Origin of the sequence: Rhodanobacter sp. B04 (genome assembly GCF_002001125.1) — a bacterium.
In the GTDB taxonomy this organism is placed as follows: domain Bacteria; phylum Pseudomonadota; class Gammaproteobacteria; order Xanthomonadales; family Rhodanobacteraceae; genus Rhodanobacter.
Window position 1 is genome coordinate 51116 of the sequence record NZ_MUNV01000006.1, and the last position, 12774, is coordinate 63889.

At 67.0% G+C, this 12774-nt stretch carries 16 protein-coding genes; 11 read left to right on the top strand and 5 right to left on the bottom strand.

Annotated elements, in window-relative coordinates; genetic code table 11:
* Positions 1–71: 71 nt before the first annotated feature.
* On the top strand, positions 72–626 hold the full coding sequence (locus B0E46_RS03020; RefSeq protein ID WP_077554227.1) for a hypothetical protein: 555 nt from the start codon (positions 72–74) through the stop codon (positions 624–626).
* A 121-nt stretch (positions 627–747) separates the two neighbouring features.
* Here B0E46_RS03020 and B0E46_RS03025 read toward each other — a convergent pair whose 3' ends face one another.
* Positions 748–1740: a pteridine-dependent deoxygenase gene (locus tag B0E46_RS03025; RefSeq protein WP_077554228.1), complete on the bottom strand. Its 993-nt coding sequence runs from the start codon at positions 1738–1740 to the stop codon at positions 748–750.
* Between the two features lie 92 nt (positions 1741–1832).
* Between B0E46_RS03025 and B0E46_RS03030 the strand changes: the two genes are divergently transcribed.
* The 8 genes from B0E46_RS03030 (at position 1833) to fabG (ending at position 8289) form a co-directional block, all read left to right on the top strand.
* On the top strand, positions 1833–2102 hold the full coding sequence (locus B0E46_RS03030) for a phosphopantetheine-binding protein (RefSeq protein ID WP_077554229.1): 270 nt from the start codon (positions 1833–1835) through the stop codon (positions 2100–2102).
* A 100-nt stretch (positions 2103–2202) separates the two neighbouring features.
* The gene (locus B0E46_RS03035) at positions 2203–2922 is read left to right on the top strand and encodes a xanthomonadin biosynthesis protein (protein ID WP_077554230.1); all 720 of its coding nucleotides are present in this window, start codon (positions 2203–2205) and stop codon (positions 2920–2922) included.
* Positions 2919–3221 carry a hydroxymyristoyl-ACP dehydratase gene (locus B0E46_RS03040; RefSeq protein WP_077554231.1) on the top strand — a complete coding sequence of 101 codons (303 nt, stop codon included), beginning with the start codon at positions 2919–2921 and terminating at the stop codon, positions 3219–3221. Before B0E46_RS03035 ends, B0E46_RS03040 begins: the two co-directional genes overlap by 4 nt.
* The gene (locus B0E46_RS03045; protein WP_077554232.1) at positions 3218–4177 is read left to right on the top strand and encodes an acyltransferase; all 960 of its coding nucleotides are present in this window, start codon (positions 3218–3220) and stop codon (positions 4175–4177) included. Before B0E46_RS03040 ends, B0E46_RS03045 begins: the two co-directional genes overlap by 4 nt.
* Positions 4140–4781: a LolA-related protein gene (locus B0E46_RS03050; protein ID WP_254425020.1), complete on the top strand. Its 642-nt coding sequence runs from the start codon at positions 4140–4142 to the stop codon at positions 4779–4781. Before B0E46_RS03045 ends, B0E46_RS03050 begins: the two co-directional genes overlap by 38 nt.
* 2 nt (positions 4782–4783) lie before the next feature.
* The gene (locus tag B0E46_RS03055) at positions 4784–7117 is read left to right on the top strand and encodes an MMPL family transporter (protein WP_174567055.1); all 2334 of its coding nucleotides are present in this window, start codon (positions 4784–4786) and stop codon (positions 7115–7117) included.
* On the top strand, positions 7101–7535 hold the full coding sequence (locus tag B0E46_RS03060) for a phosphotransferase (RefSeq protein WP_077554235.1): 435 nt from the start codon (positions 7101–7103) through the stop codon (positions 7533–7535). The genes B0E46_RS03055 and B0E46_RS03060 overlap by 17 nt, the downstream gene beginning before the upstream one ends.
* A 16-nt stretch (positions 7536–7551) precedes the next feature.
* On the top strand, positions 7552–8289 hold the full coding sequence (fabG, locus tag B0E46_RS03065) for a 3-oxoacyl-ACP reductase FabG (RefSeq protein WP_077554236.1): 738 nt from the start codon (positions 7552–7554) through the stop codon (positions 8287–8289).
* 83 nt (positions 8290–8372) lie between these two features.
* On the opposite strand, the gene B0E46_RS03070 is transcribed toward fabG, so the two are convergent.
* The 4 genes from B0E46_RS03070 to B0E46_RS03085 are packed head-to-tail and all read right to left on the bottom strand — an operon-like array spanning position 8373 to position 11310.
* On the bottom strand, positions 8373–8573 hold the full coding sequence (locus B0E46_RS03070) for a hypothetical protein (RefSeq protein WP_077554237.1): 201 nt from the start codon (positions 8571–8573) through the stop codon (positions 8373–8375).
* Positions 8574–8576: 3 nt separating this feature from the next.
* Positions 8577–9332 (bottom strand): glycosyltransferase family 2 protein, encoded by a 756-nt coding sequence (locus tag B0E46_RS03075; protein ID WP_077554238.1) that lies wholly within the window; start codon positions 9330–9332, stop codon positions 8577–8579.
* Positions 9329–10120: a beta-ketoacyl synthase chain length factor gene (locus B0E46_RS03080; RefSeq protein WP_077554239.1), complete on the bottom strand. Its 792-nt coding sequence runs from the start codon at positions 10118–10120 to the stop codon at positions 9329–9331. The genes B0E46_RS03075 and B0E46_RS03080 overlap by 4 nt, the downstream gene beginning before the upstream one ends.
* Entirely contained in the window at positions 10117–11310 is a 1194-nt protein-coding gene (locus B0E46_RS03085; protein ID WP_077554240.1) for a beta-ketoacyl-[acyl-carrier-protein] synthase family protein, read from the bottom strand. The genes B0E46_RS03080 and B0E46_RS03085 overlap by 4 nt, the downstream gene beginning before the upstream one ends.
* A 159-nt stretch (positions 11311–11469) precedes the next feature.
* Here B0E46_RS03085 and B0E46_RS03090 point away from each other — a divergent pair, with 159 nt between their 5' ends.
* A complete protein-coding gene (locus B0E46_RS03090; protein ID WP_174567056.1) occupies positions 11470–12177 on the top strand; it encodes a YdcF family protein in 708 nt (235 codons plus the stop codon).
* Positions 12178–12312: 135 nt separating this feature from the next.
* Positions 12313–12747, top strand: coding sequence for a hypothetical protein (locus B0E46_RS03095; protein ID WP_077554241.1), 435 nt, complete (start codon positions 12313–12315; stop codon positions 12745–12747).
* The last annotated feature ends 27 nt before the right edge of the window (positions 12748–12774 follow it).

Here is a 12774-nt window from a genome sequence, read left to right on the forward strand (position 1 = left end):
ATAGAGCATCGTTGCCAACACGAACCCAAGCAAAGGAGTGTTTCATGCGTCTTCGGGTATGGATCGGAAGCATGCTCGTCGCGCTGGCATTGCAGGGTTGCGCTGGAACGGTGACGGTAGTCAGCCAGGACCAGCAGAAATCGCTGCAATCCCTGCCACTGTTCAATGCGGATTCAAGTCCGCGATTCAGTTTCTACCTGGCCTGTACCGGTGAAGACGTCAGCTGTATCAACGCGGTGAATGCATTTTCCGACTGGTCGCGAGAACGCAATATCACCATGCGATCGATCGATCCCGATGACGGGCTGTTCACGAGCGGCATTCCATCGGCCAGGCGAGATGCCGTCTTGCCCTACCGCGTGGCAATCCGGCTCGCACCGCTGGTCGTTCCCAGTTTCGACGACACCGGCGGTGTGCATGGAGACATGCGCGGCGGTTATACCCCTCCGAAAGTCGGCTACACCGCGACCATCCATGTGTTTGATGCAGTAACCGGGAAGCTCCTGCTGGACATCCGTGCCCACGACCAGCGCGTTGCCGACCCCAAGGGTGACGCGAGTGAGTATGTCCGTTCCGAGATGAACGTCCTGATCGGCAATCTGGATCCGGGCTATCTACGGACTTGACGCCACGCCAGCACAGGCTCGCGTTGATTTGTTGCCGGAAGACGAGCCGGACGGTCGTATGGCTGCTTGGGTCGGAGACCGGTCAGGGCGCGCCCGAAACCGGCGTGCACGCATCCGCGAGTCACGCGTAACGCCATCCATCGATCTCCACCAAAAGCTCACTGCGGCAGATATCGCCATGCAGCAAAAGTACCGGCACGCCAGGCAATCGCTGGCGAAAGAACTCGCGCACGCGGGGCGCGTCGGCGGCATGACGAACGTAGGCTTTCAGCGTGGAGTGGGTGTCGAAGCCTGCAGTCATATCGGCACTCGCCAGTAGCGCTTCGAGGTTGGTCAGGGTTTCGTCGAGCTGGGCATCCAGATCGTCGTGGTGCGCCGAGGCGTGGCCGACCACCGCGGCGGTGCCGGAGATCGCCAGCGCATCCTGGGCCGGCAGCAGCATGGCGCGGGCAAAACTGGGCGGGGTGCGACCGTACTGGCGCGGGTAGCGCCAGGCGCTGACCTGGCGCGGATTTTCCACCCACGTGCCGCTCTGGTCGCAGGCCAGCAGATAGACCTGGAGGCGGTGCGGGTCGCCGCGATGACCGATCGCGGTGGCGGCAGGGAAGCCTTCGGCGAAGAAATCGCCCATGCCGGCGGCGCGCCCATCGCAGAAATGCTTGTAGCGCTCGGCATCGCCTTCGCCGTGATTGATCGCGCCGAGGTAGTTCCATACGCGCAGTACGTGCTGCGCGCCACGCGCGGCGACGAAGCGGTGCAATTGTTCGTAGGCCAGCTGTGCGGTGGCGCTGGGGCCGCCGAGCCTGCTCTCGTCCAGCTCGATCGCCGCGAACAGCCAGCCACCACCGGCCGACCAGTGCAGCGCACCGTCGGTGCCGTGGATCACGGGTGCATCGACCTGCCAGATTTCCAGCGGTGCCGGTGCGTCAAAACACTCCAGTGCCACGCGAAGGTAGCGCGGATCGTCAGAGCCCGGGCTACCGGCGCCAAAGCCGAACAATGCCAGGGTACCTGGTTCCTTCAGCGCGACCGTGGCGTCCGCAAGCCGGTAGGAAATCCGCGGCGCACGGCGCAACAGCGGGTCAATCTGTGGGTTTTCACATCCCTGAATCATTGCGTGCAACCGGGAACGACAAGGGCGCTATGTTACACTCCGCGGCCACTGCCACCGGGGGGAGGCAATGAATCTAGAGTACGGAATCGAGCATGGCAGAGCAGACAGCGGCACAGCAGGAATTGGCCACGTTGATCGTGGAATGCCTGAATCTCGAAGCCGTCACCCCGCAGCAGATCGACCCGGATGCGCCGTTGTTCGGCGGCGAACTGGGGCTCGATTCGATCGATGCGCTGGAAATCGCGCTGGCCGTGTCCAAGCGCTACGGCTTCCAGCTGCGCTCGGACAATCCGGACAACCGGCAGATCTTCACCAGCCTGCGCACGCTGTCCGCGCATGTCGAGCAGCACCGCGTCGGTTGACGCCGGTTCGTGAGCGACGCCGGAGTGCGCGGTTCGTCACGTGGTATTCCCTCGCCGGTGGCAGGCTTGCACCACCGATGCTGCCATCGCGGAATGCTGCATGACGTTTTCATCCCCACCTGCTGAGCGTATGCCGCGGCGTTATGTATTGCCGTTGCTGCTTGCCTATCCGTTGCTGGCGATCGCCGGTGCGGTGACGCATCGGCAGATTTTCCCGCTGCTGGCGCTGCTGTTGCTGCTGACGGCGGTGATGTTGCCGCGGCTGCAGGCCCGCCGTGCCGGGCCATGGCTGGTCTGGCTGGGCATGTTGCTGGCATTGCTGTTGCTGTCGTTGTACGGGTTTGCCGGCCTGCTGCTGGAAACCGTGCCGGTGCTGACCAATGCGCTGCTGGCCTGCTGGTTCGGCGGCACGCTGCGTACGTCCGAGCCGCTGGTGACGCGCTTCATCGTCGCCATCGAAGGTGCCGATCGGCTGTCGCAGCCTGGCGTGGCGCGTTATGCCCGCCAGGTCACCTGGTTCTGGACCTTGTTGCTGGCGACGCAGGCGGTGGTGCTCGCGGTACTGCTGCTGTGTGCCGGGCACAGTGGATTGCTGGCGCGTTTCGGCATCGTCTCGCCGTTGCCGGTATCCGATCGCTGGGCCGCGGCGTGGCTGCATGCCGGCGGCTACGTGTTGCTTGGTGCCGCATTCTTGCTCGAATACGGCTATCGCCGCTGGCGCTTGCGCCACCTGAGTCATCCCGGCCTGCACGACATGCTGCTGCAACTGGCCCTGCACTGGCCGCAGCTGGTGCGTGGCCACCGGGCCGTTGCGCCATGAACGATGCCGGTTTCGAACAGGCCGTGCGCATCGACGCCGGGCATCCGGCTCTGCCGGGCCACTTCCCGGGTCATCCGCTGGTGCCGGGAGTGATCCTGCTGGAACAGGTGGCGCTGGCCTTGCGGGCATGGCGCGGACAGCGTCTGGCAGGGGTGGTGGAGGCAAAGTTCATGGCGCCGTTGTTGCCGGATGAAGCGGCGATGCTGTGCTTGGCGGAAGCCGGTGCCGCACGGTTCCGTTTCGAGATTCGGCGTGACGGCAGCCTGCTGGCACGTGGCTTGGTCGAGGGAGCGGCATGAGCACGAACGAACACTGGCAGAGCCGCCCGGAAGGCGGTGGGCGTTTCGCGATCTGGCTGATCCGGGCGATCGCGTTGTACGGCGGTCGCCGGGTAGCGCGGCTGTGCCTGTATCCGATCACGCTGTATTTCTATCTGCGGCGCGGGCCGGAACGCTTGGCGTCGAGGCAGTATCTGCAGCGCGCGCTCGGCCGCGCGGCGACCCCCTGGCGGGTGCTCAAGCATATCCATTGCTTTGCCGCCACGATCATGGACCGGGTGTTTCTGCTGGCGCATGGCGAGAAGCCGTTCCAGATCGAGACCGAAGGCCTGGATGTGCTCGACCAGCGGATTGCGCAAGGGCGTGGCGTACTGTTGTTCGGTTCGCACCAGGGCAGCTTCGAGGCGTTGCGGGCGCTTGGCGCGCGCCGGCCGGAGATGCCGCTGCGGGTGGTGCTGGACAAGCAGAAGACGCCCGCGATGACCGAGCTGCTGGAGGCGCTGGCGCCGGAAGTGGGCGCTTGCGTGATCGATGCCGCGCAGGATGGCACCTCAATCGCGCTGGCGATGGCCGAGGCCTGCCAGGATGGTGCCGTGGTGGCCATGCTGGCCGACCGCGGCCGTGGCCACGAGGTGCTGCGGCACGCCGACTTTCTCGGCTCGCCGGCGCCTTTCCCGATCAGCCCATGGCTGCTGGCGCATACGCTGAAGGTGCCGGTGGTGCTGTGCTTCGGCCTGTACCTGGGTGGCAACCGTTATCGGCTGATCTTCGAGCCGCTGGCCGACCAGGTGGAGATTCCGCGGCACAACCGCGGCCCGGCGCTGGATGCGCTCATCGGCGGTTATGCTCGGCGGCTGGAACATTACGTCCATGTCGCTCCCTACAACTGGTTCAATTTCTATGATTTCTGGCAGCAAGATCTGCGCGCTCCTGCTAGGCATGAGCCCACTGTTGTGGGGCAACGCGTCGGCATCTGAGGCACCCTCTGCAACATCGACGCCGGCTACGACGTCCTCATCCGCGCAAGCACTGATCGCCACCCTGGGCCAGCCGGCGCCGGCGCGCACGGCGTTTGCCGAGGCGCGCTTCATGCGGGTGCTGGAGCGACCGCTGGTGGTGTCCGGCGAGCTGGCGTGGCTGGGTGGTGACCGGCTGCAGCGCCGCGTCGATCATCCGCAGCAGGAAACGGCCACCATCGCCGACGGCGAGGTGACCCAGCAGCGCACCGGCAAAAGCCCGCGTCACTTCTCGCTGTCGCGCGCGCCGCAGCTGCAGGTGCTGCTGGACAGTTTTGTGGCGTTGCTCAGCGGCGATGCCGGGCGTTTGCAGCAGGCGTTCGAGGTCCGGCTCAGCGGCGATCCCGCGAGTACGTGGACGCTGACCCTGTTGCCGCGCGATGCGAAGGTGGCAAAGACCGTGGCCAGCATTGCGATCGATGGCGTCGGCAAGCAGTCGCTTTGCATGCGCATGCAGGAAGCCGATGGCGATCTTGCGATCGATCTGCTCGGCACGCTGGCGGCGAAGATGCCGGTGCAACCGACCCGCGAGGCGCTGCAGGCGTTGTGCCAGGGCATGCACTGAGCATGCGTGCAGGCGCGCGCGCGACGTTGTTGATCGTCTGGCTGCTGGCGCTGGCCGGGCTCGGCTGGCTGGTCGCCCAGCGACTGAAGGTCAGCACGGATCTGCGCAGTTTCATGCCGGCGCCGACCACGCCGGATCAGCGCCTGTTGATGGAGCAGGTCGGTGACGGGCCGGGTTCGCGCTTGCTGCTGCTGGCGATCAGCCAGCGGCCGGATACGAGACTTGCCGATGCGCAGCTGGCGGCACTGAGCCAGGGTCTGGCCAGTGCATTGCATAACGACAAACGCTACAGCCAGGTACTCAACGGCAGTTTCGACCTCGGCGCGCTGGATCCCAGCCTGTTGCCGTATCGCTACCTGCTGTCGCCGACACTGGATACGCAGCCACTGGATGAGGCCTATCTGGCCGATCAGCTGCAGCAGCGGCTGGATGATCTGTCCTCGCCGGCAGCGAGTCTGCTTAAGGGGCTGTTGCCAAGCGATCCCACGCTGGAAGTACTGAAGCTGGCAGAGCGCTGGACGCCGGCAAAATCGCCGGAAGTACGCGAAGGGGTGTGGTTCTCGCCGCAGCACGAAGCCCTGCTGCTGGTGCAGACCACGGCCGCGGGTTTCGATCCGGATGCGCAGCAGCTGGCGATCGATGGCATCCGGCACGCGTTCGAGGCACTGCCCGACAGTACCGCCGCGAAGCTCGAGTTCAGCGGTCCGGGCTATTTCAGCGTGGTGGTCGGTGCGCAGACCCGCCAGCAGGCCGACTGGATCGGCCGCATTTCCACCGTGGGTTTCATTGCGCTATTGCTGCTGGCATACCGCAGCCTCAGCTCCCTGCTGCTGTCGGCGTTGCCGATCGCCAGCGCGGCACTGGCCGGCATCGTGGCACTGACGCTGGCTTTTCCCGAGGTACACGGGATCACCCTGGCATTCGGTTTCACCCTGCTCGGGGTGGCGCAGGAGTATCCGATCCGCGTGCTCAGCCATCGCCGTGCCGGCGAGGATGCAGTGCAGAGCGTGCGCGCATTGTGGCCGCTGCTGCTCACCGCGATCGCCTCGGCCTGCATCGCCTATCTGGCGTTCTATGCGTCCGGCGTGAACGGTTTGAAGCAGCTCGCCGTGTTCACCATCGTCGGCCTGCTGGTGGCGGGCTTCAGCACACGCTACCTGCTGTCGCGATTGCTGCCGGTGCGCGTGCGCGACGTGGCGCAGATGCGCTGGCTGGCAAGGGCACGCGACTTCGTCGACCGGCTGCCGCGGCCGCGCTGGATTCCGGTGCTGGTGGCGCTGGCGATCGCGCTGATGCTGGCGTTCGCGCCCGGCCCGTTCTGGCAGAACAACCTCGCCGCGCTGACTCCGCTGCCGCAGGACATGCTGCAACGTGATGCCCGGTTGCGCGAGGCGCTGGGCGCGCCGGATGTGCGCTACCTGCTGGTGCTGCAGGCGCCGACCGAGCAGGGCGTGCTGGCGCTGTCGGAAAAACTGCAGCCGCAGGTCGATGCGCTGGTGGCGAAACACGCCGTCGATGCGCTGGAACTGCCGTCACGCTACCTGCCAACCGTCGCGTTGCAGCGGCAGCGCCAGCAGAAGCTGCCCGATCGTGCCACGTTGCGGCATGTGTTGAGTGAAGCACTGCAAGGCCTGCCGTTTCGTCCCGATCTGTTCCAGCCGTTCCTGGACGACGTGGAAACCGCACGGCAGTTGCCGCCACTGACGCCCGAGCAATACGCGCGGACTCCGCTGGGCCAACGTCTTGCGGCGATGCTGGTGCAGCGCGATGGGCACTGGCTCGGGCTGGGCACGGTCAGCGGCGTGCACGATGTGGCAGCGCTGCAGGCGCTCGGCGAAAGCACGAACGGTGCGGTGCGCCTGCTGGACCTGAAGGCTGCCTCGGAATCGCTGGTGGCGGTGTATCGCACGCGCATCCTGCAGGCCTTGCTGGCGGCCACCATCCTGCTGGTGCTGACGATCACCCTGGCATTGCGCAGCCTGCGCCGCGCCTGGCATGTGCTGGCGCCAATGACCCTGGCGACCTTCCTGGTGCTGGCGGTGGAGCGCATGGCCGGCATCGAGATCTCGCTGTTCCACCTGGTCGCGTTGATCCTTGCCGGCGGCCTCGGTCTGCATTACGCGCTGTTCTTCGAGCGCGACACGGGCGACCCGGCCGAGCAGCGGCGCACCCTGCATGCCACCCTCGTCTGCGTGCTGTCGGCGTTGCTGGTGTTCGGCATGCTGGCGTGGGCGACGATTCCGGTGTTGCGGGCGATCGGCCTCACGGTGAGCCTCGGCGTGGCCTTCCATTTCTGTCTTTCGATCCTGATGGCACCGCATGCTTCCGAAGACTGACTGGGCGCCGCTGATCCCGCACGGCGGCAGCATGTGCCTGCTGGATGCCGTGCTGGCATGGGACCCGCGCACGATCCACGCGGTCAGCGCCGGCCACGTGCGGATGGAGCATCCCTTGCGCAGCGCGCAAGGCCTGCATGCGGTGCATCTGGCCGAATACGGCGCACAGGCGATGGCGGTGCATGCTGCGTTGCTGGCACGCGGGGAGGGCGGCGAAACGGTGCGACCGGGCCGACTGGTCAGCCTGCGCGACGTGCAGTTGTTCGAGGAGTATGTCGATCGGCTGGACGGTCATCTGGACGTCCATGCCGAATGTCTGTATGCCGATGATGGCGGTGCGCAGTATGCGTTCCGCGTCGAGCATCGCGGTCGCCTGCTGGCCAGCGGGCGTGCCGCGGTCATCCATCCCCCGTCCTGAGCTGCGAGGTCACGCCATGTCTGCAACAGCTGTTCCGCGCCGTGCCCTGGTCACCGGCGGCAGTGGCGAACTGGGTGGGGCCATCTGCCATGCGCTGGCGGCGGGCGGTTATCACGTCATCGTGCATGCCAACCAGAGCCTGCCGCGCGCGGAGGCCGTGGTGGCGGCGATCCGTGCCGCCGGCGGCAACGCGCAGGCGACCGCGTTCGACGTCACCGATGCCGAGGTGGCGCACGCGGCACTGGACGGGCTGCTGTCCGGCGGCCCGATCCACGCGGTGATCAACAACGCCGGCATCCACGACGATGGGCCGATGGCCGGGATGAGCGCCGAGCAATGGCATCGGGTGATCGACGTTTCGCTGCACGGTTTCTTCAACGTCACCCAGCCACTGCTGCTGCCGATGGCGCGGGTGCGCTTCGGCCGCATCGTCTCGGTCAGTTCGGTGGCCGCGCAGCTCGGCAATCGCGGCCAGACCAACTACGCCGCGGCAAAGGCTGCGCTGCACGGCGCCAGCAAGTCGCTGGCGCGCGAAATGGCCTCGCGCGGCATCACCGTCAACGTGGTGGCGCCTGGCGTGATCACAGGGCGCATGATCGGCGAGGATTTTCCGCCCGAGCGCATCCGCGAGATCGTGCCCGCGCAGCGTGCCGGCACGCCGGAGGAGGTCGCGGCGCTGGTGGCCTTCCTGTGCAGCGAGGCGGCGGGATACATCAACGGCCAGGTGATCGGCGTCAACGGCGGCATGGGCTAGGCGGCGTCACATCGCCGGCAACACGCCATCATCCTTGCCCGGTTGCCTGCGCCATGGATGGCCGAGGAGTATCCGGCAACAGGTCAATTCATCGCCGACGGGCGAAGTACGGCAGCATCGGCGCGTTCATCATGGTGGTGATGGCCGTCGGCAGAAGCGGGGGTGCACATCCCGCGGCCGATCACGCCGGCATCGAGACGGATCTTCGGCATGATCAGTTCGACGATGCCGCGCGCATTCAGCAGGATCGCGATCAGCCGAATCAGCACCAAGGCGTGCCCCATGCCTCAGCCCGTCGGGCTTGGGCAGACGACCGGTTCATTGCGTGAGCGACGATAGCTGGCCAGGATGTTGCCGTAGTGCAGGACCCGGCCGATGGTATAGGCGGTGATGCGGGTGACATCGCGAACCGGCCTGAAATGGCTGCCGCGGAACTCGCCGTGGTAGCGCGAGGCGATCGGTACCGAGACCACGCCGAGTTTCTTTTCGCGCGAGGCGGCGATCAGGATGGCCGCCTCGAACACGAAGTTCTGCGCCGGCAGATCGACCAGGTCCAGTGCCGCGCGTGGATACCAGCGCTGGCCACTCTGGGTATCGGCGACCGGCTGCGCACAGGCCCAGGAGATGCCCCAGTCCGCGACGGCGTTCGCGCGACGACGCCCCTTCGGCTGCTGCGCACGATCGAGCAGGCGCGCACCCACCACGATGTGCCCGGGATATTGGGCCGCGGCGGCCACGATGCGCGGAATGTCGCTGGCCAGGTGCTGGCCGTCGCCATCCATCGTCAGTACCGCGTCGTAACCCTGCCGCAGCGCCTCGCGGAAGCCGTGCCGCAAGGCTTCGCCCTTGCCGTGCCGTTCGGCGTGGCGCAACAGGGTCACTGGCAGTGTGGCGACGATTTCCGGTGTGCGGTCGTCCGAACCGTCGTCGATCACGATGACCGGTGCGCCCAGCGCGAGCACGGATTCGACCACCGAGCGGATGGCAGCCTCTTCATTGAGGCAGGGAATCAGCACGCACCAGCGTGCAACAGCCGTGTTCAAGCGACGCTCTCCATGTCGATCTGCAATCCCAGTGTGGCGGCAGCGTCCAGCTGGCAGCGTCCGTGACCACGAGCTAGCAACGCAAGCAGCGGCAACGCTGCGGCCGAGGCATTGGCATCGTGCCAGCCGGGCAGCGGCTCTGCCAGCTCGCCGCCAGCGAGTCGCGAAGTCACGCTAAGGTCCAGCGTGGCCAGCGACGTCGTGCTCGCTTCCGGCGCCAGCACCAGGGCACAGCCGAACGGCTGAGTGCAGCCGGTGATTTCGAGCAAGGGCTCGTCGCCGGCGGTATCGCTGCATACCAGCAAGACCGGCCGCTGATCGGCCAGCACCTGGCTGACGGCTTCCAGCAATCCGGCGCCGAAGCTGGCCCGCTGTGCCGCCACGGCCGTGGAAGGTGCGTGGCAGCCGGTGGCGATCGTCCAGTAGCCGACCGCCGCGTTGTGCACCGAGTTGTGGAAGCGGATCGGCGACAGCTCGGCCGGCGCCCGCGCCAGCGTGGCGCACATGTAGTCGGTGATCGGCTGGTCGCCGTGGGCGGAGGCGAACACGCAGGCCAGCGTGGCGGCCTCGCGGCCGCTCATCGCCACCGCCTGGCCGGCGACTTCCACGGCCAGCAGCACACTCTCCGGTGCGCGCCGGCGTTCGTTCGGCGGCAGCGTGGCGGCGGCAGGTCGCGCCGGCGGCGGTGTCGGTACGGTGCCGGCCAGCGACGACTTGAGTGCGGCAAAATCGGCCAGCTGCGGCGACCACAGACCGACGCCATCCACATAGACGCGCAGCGTGCTCATGCGGCACGGCCGGCGCGGGCGAACGCGAGGCAGGCATTGTTGCCGCCGAAGCCGAACGAATTGCTGAGCGCCACCTCGACGCGCTGCTGTTCGTTGTGCCAGGCGAACTGCGCGCCGCAGATGGGGTCGGGTGTGCTGCCGCCGAGGTTGCCGGGAATCAGGTCGTGCTCGATCGCCTGCAGTGCAATGGTGGCCTCGACGATGCCGGCAGCGCCCAGCGTGTGGCCGGTGAAGCCCTTGGTGGAACTGGCTCGCGTGCGGACGGGGAAGGCGCGGCTGACCAGCGCGGCCTCGACCTCGTCGTTCTTCAGGCTGGCGGTGCCGTGCAGGTTGATGTAGTCGACCTGGGCCGCATCGAGGCCGGCGCGTGCCAATGCATCGCGCAGCGCCAGCTCGGCGCCGAGTCCGTCCGGATGCGGGGTGGACATGTGGTGTGCGTCGCTGGCTTCGCCGTAGCCGAGCAGCTGCGGCGCATCCGGCGCGACATCGGCACGCTCCAGCAAGGCGAAGCCCGCTGCCTCGCCGATCGAGATGCCGTTGCGCGCGGCGTCGAACGGTCGGCACGGTGCGGGCGACACCAGCTCCAGTGCGTTGAAGCCGAACAGCACGCTGTCGCACAGGGTGTCCACGCCACCGACGACGGCTGCATCGACCAGGCCCAGCCGGATCATCCGTTCGGCATTCGCGAACACCTTGGCGCTGGACGAGCAGGCGGTGGAAATCGTCAGGCACGGCCCTTCCAGCCCCAGCGCGGCAGCGACGAAGCCGACCAGGGAATGTGGCGCGTGGATCGCCGGGCGCAGCATGTCATCGGCGAAGCCGCCATCCGGATCGAGCCGGCGATACGCTTCCTCGGTGGCACCGATGCTGGCGGTGGAGGTGCCCAGCAACAGCGCGATGCGGCCGGCACCGTAGCGTGCGCGCGCAGCGTGTACGCGATCGATGAAGCCGTCCTGGTTCAGGCCGAGCCACGCCAGCCGGTTGTTGCGACATTCCCAGGTGGCCAGGGCAGCGGGCAAGGGGGCCTGCTCCACGTCATCGACACGGCCGACCCAGCAGTCCAGCGGCGCGCTGCTGAAATCGTTCGGGCGCAGGCCGCTGCGGGCGCACTGGAGCGCATCGAGCTGGGCCGCCAGGCCGCGGCCCATGGCCGAAGTGGCGGTATACGCGGTGATTGCAAGCGGGGTCATCAAAGCAGGCATCCTGAAAGCCTAGCGGCCACCCCGAGGCTTGCCTAGCCTGCGCAGGGCTCGCCAACAGGCGGTTGGCCATCGTGGTCGCGCCGGCATGAAGCTGCCGCGAACCTTGTGCGGGCGGTTAAGCTGGCTTGTCTTCACCGCGCGCCGATCATGCCCGTGCCATCCAACCTTGCATCACGAAGCCCATGGCGTTATCTGCGCGACCGCGACATACAGCATGCGGCGGCGGTCACCGTGCTCGCGCTGCTGCTGAGCGGCGGTCTGGTCTGGCTGGGTTATCTGATCCGTGTCTGCCGGGTCGCCGCGCGCAGTCCGCTGGCGCCGCCGCGGCGGATGATCGCGCTGGTGTTCGGGCGCCGGCTTGAGCACGACAGGCCGGAGCAGGACTACCAGCTGCGCCTGCAACGCGTGCTGACCCTGGCGCAGCAGCAACAGGCCGATCACGTGCTGCTGCTGGGCGGTTGCAGTGGCGGCCAGTGCAGCGAGGCGGTGGCTGGTCATGCCTGGCTGCAGCAGCATGGCCTGGCCGCCGATGTGCGGGTGGAGCTGGAGCAGGATTCGGTCGATTCACTGGAGAACCTGCGCCATGCGCGTCGCCTGCTGCAGGCGCACACGGGGCAGGCCGGGTTGCCGCCGGTGGCCCTGGTGACCAGCCGCTATCACCTGGCCCGTTGTCTGCTGCTGGCGCGCCGGCTCGGTTTCGACGGACAGCCGGTCGCCGCCGAAGCGGAATTGCCTTGGCATGCGCGTTACCTGGGTTTGCTGCTGATCGAGGCCGCTTACCTGATGTGGATCGATCTGGGCCTGCGCTGGGCGCAGCTGATCGGCCATCGCCGGATGCGTGCGCGGATCAGCTGACGCACGGCGGTCGGGCGCGTCGTTGATGACGCCGGCAACAGCACCGATCGGGCCCTGCGCTGACTTGTGCGCCGCCGGATGCGCGGGCAGACTGCGCAGGCCGCGCGGATTGCCGGCTTATCCAAGGGGGAAGAGATGTCGCGTTCACGCCTGCTTTTGCTGTTGCTGCTGCCTTTGTTGCTGCTGACCATGGCCTTCCGCCAGGTGCCCCTGGTCGATGTGCCGCCGATCAACGTGCCCAGTGGCATGAGCGCAGTGCAGGTGAGCAAGGCGGTCAAGGGTGCCTTGCTCGGTCGTGGCTGGACCGTCACCGCCGAGCAGGCTGACGGCATCGATTCGACCCTGGTCGGCAACGATTACACCGCCAAGATCCATGTCGCCTTCGATACCACGCAGATCAAGATCAGCTACGTCGACAGCACCAACCTCAAGTACGAGGTGAAGAAGAACGGCCAGCGCATGATCCACACCAATTACATGGGCTGGATGCAGTACCTCAGCCAGGACATCAGCCGCAACCTCCAGTTGATCTCGGCAGGTGGTCTTCCGTCAGTCGCCCCGGCGGCCTGACCACACCGGAATCAGCGCTTGCGACGG

Excerpts from the sequence above, each read along its gene's own strand:
- B0E46_RS03020 (WP_077554227.1), top strand. The coding sequence starts at position 72 with ATGCTCGTCGCGCTGGCATTGCAGGGTTGCGCTGGAACGGTGACGGTA.
- B0E46_RS03025 (WP_077554228.1), bottom strand. The coding sequence starts at position 1,740 with ATGATTCAGGGATGTGAAAACCCACAGATTGACCCGCTGTTGCGCCGT.
- B0E46_RS03030 (WP_077554229.1), top strand. The coding sequence starts at position 1,833 with ATGGCAGAGCAGACAGCGGCACAGCAGGAATTGGCCACGTTGATCGTG.
- B0E46_RS03035 (WP_077554230.1), top strand. The coding sequence starts at position 2,203 with ATGACGTTTTCATCCCCACCTGCTGAGCGTATGCCGCGGCGTTATGTA.
- B0E46_RS03040 (WP_077554231.1), top strand. The coding sequence starts at position 2,919 with ATGAACGATGCCGGTTTCGAACAGGCCGTGCGCATCGACGCCGGGCAT.
- B0E46_RS03045 (WP_077554232.1), top strand. The coding sequence starts at position 3,218 with ATGAGCACGAACGAACACTGGCAGAGCCGCCCGGAAGGCGGTGGGCGT.
- B0E46_RS03050 (WP_254425020.1), top strand. The coding sequence starts at position 4,140 with ATGAGCCCACTGTTGTGGGGCAACGCGTCGGCATCTGAGGCACCCTCT.
- B0E46_RS03055 (WP_174567055.1), top strand. The coding sequence starts at position 4,784 with ATGCGTGCAGGCGCGCGCGCGACGTTGTTGATCGTCTGGCTGCTGGCG.
- B0E46_RS03060 (WP_077554235.1), top strand. The coding sequence starts at position 7,101 with ATGCTTCCGAAGACTGACTGGGCGCCGCTGATCCCGCACGGCGGCAGC.
- fabG (WP_077554236.1), top strand. The coding sequence starts at position 7,552 with ATGTCTGCAACAGCTGTTCCGCGCCGTGCCCTGGTCACCGGCGGCAGT.
- B0E46_RS03070 (WP_077554237.1), bottom strand. The coding sequence starts at position 8,573 with ATGGGGCACGCCTTGGTGCTGATTCGGCTGATCGCGATCCTGCTGAAT.
- B0E46_RS03080 (WP_077554239.1), bottom strand. The coding sequence starts at position 10,120 with ATGAGCACGCTGCGCGTCTATGTGGATGGCGTCGGTCTGTGGTCGCCG.
- B0E46_RS03085 (WP_077554240.1), bottom strand. The coding sequence starts at position 11,310 with ATGACCCCGCTTGCAATCACCGCGTATACCGCCACTTCGGCCATGGGC.
- B0E46_RS03090 (WP_174567056.1), top strand. The coding sequence starts at position 11,470 with ATGCCCGTGCCATCCAACCTTGCATCACGAAGCCCATGGCGTTATCTG.
- B0E46_RS03095 (WP_077554241.1), top strand. The coding sequence starts at position 12,313 with ATGTCGCGTTCACGCCTGCTTTTGCTGTTGCTGCTGCCTTTGTTGCTG.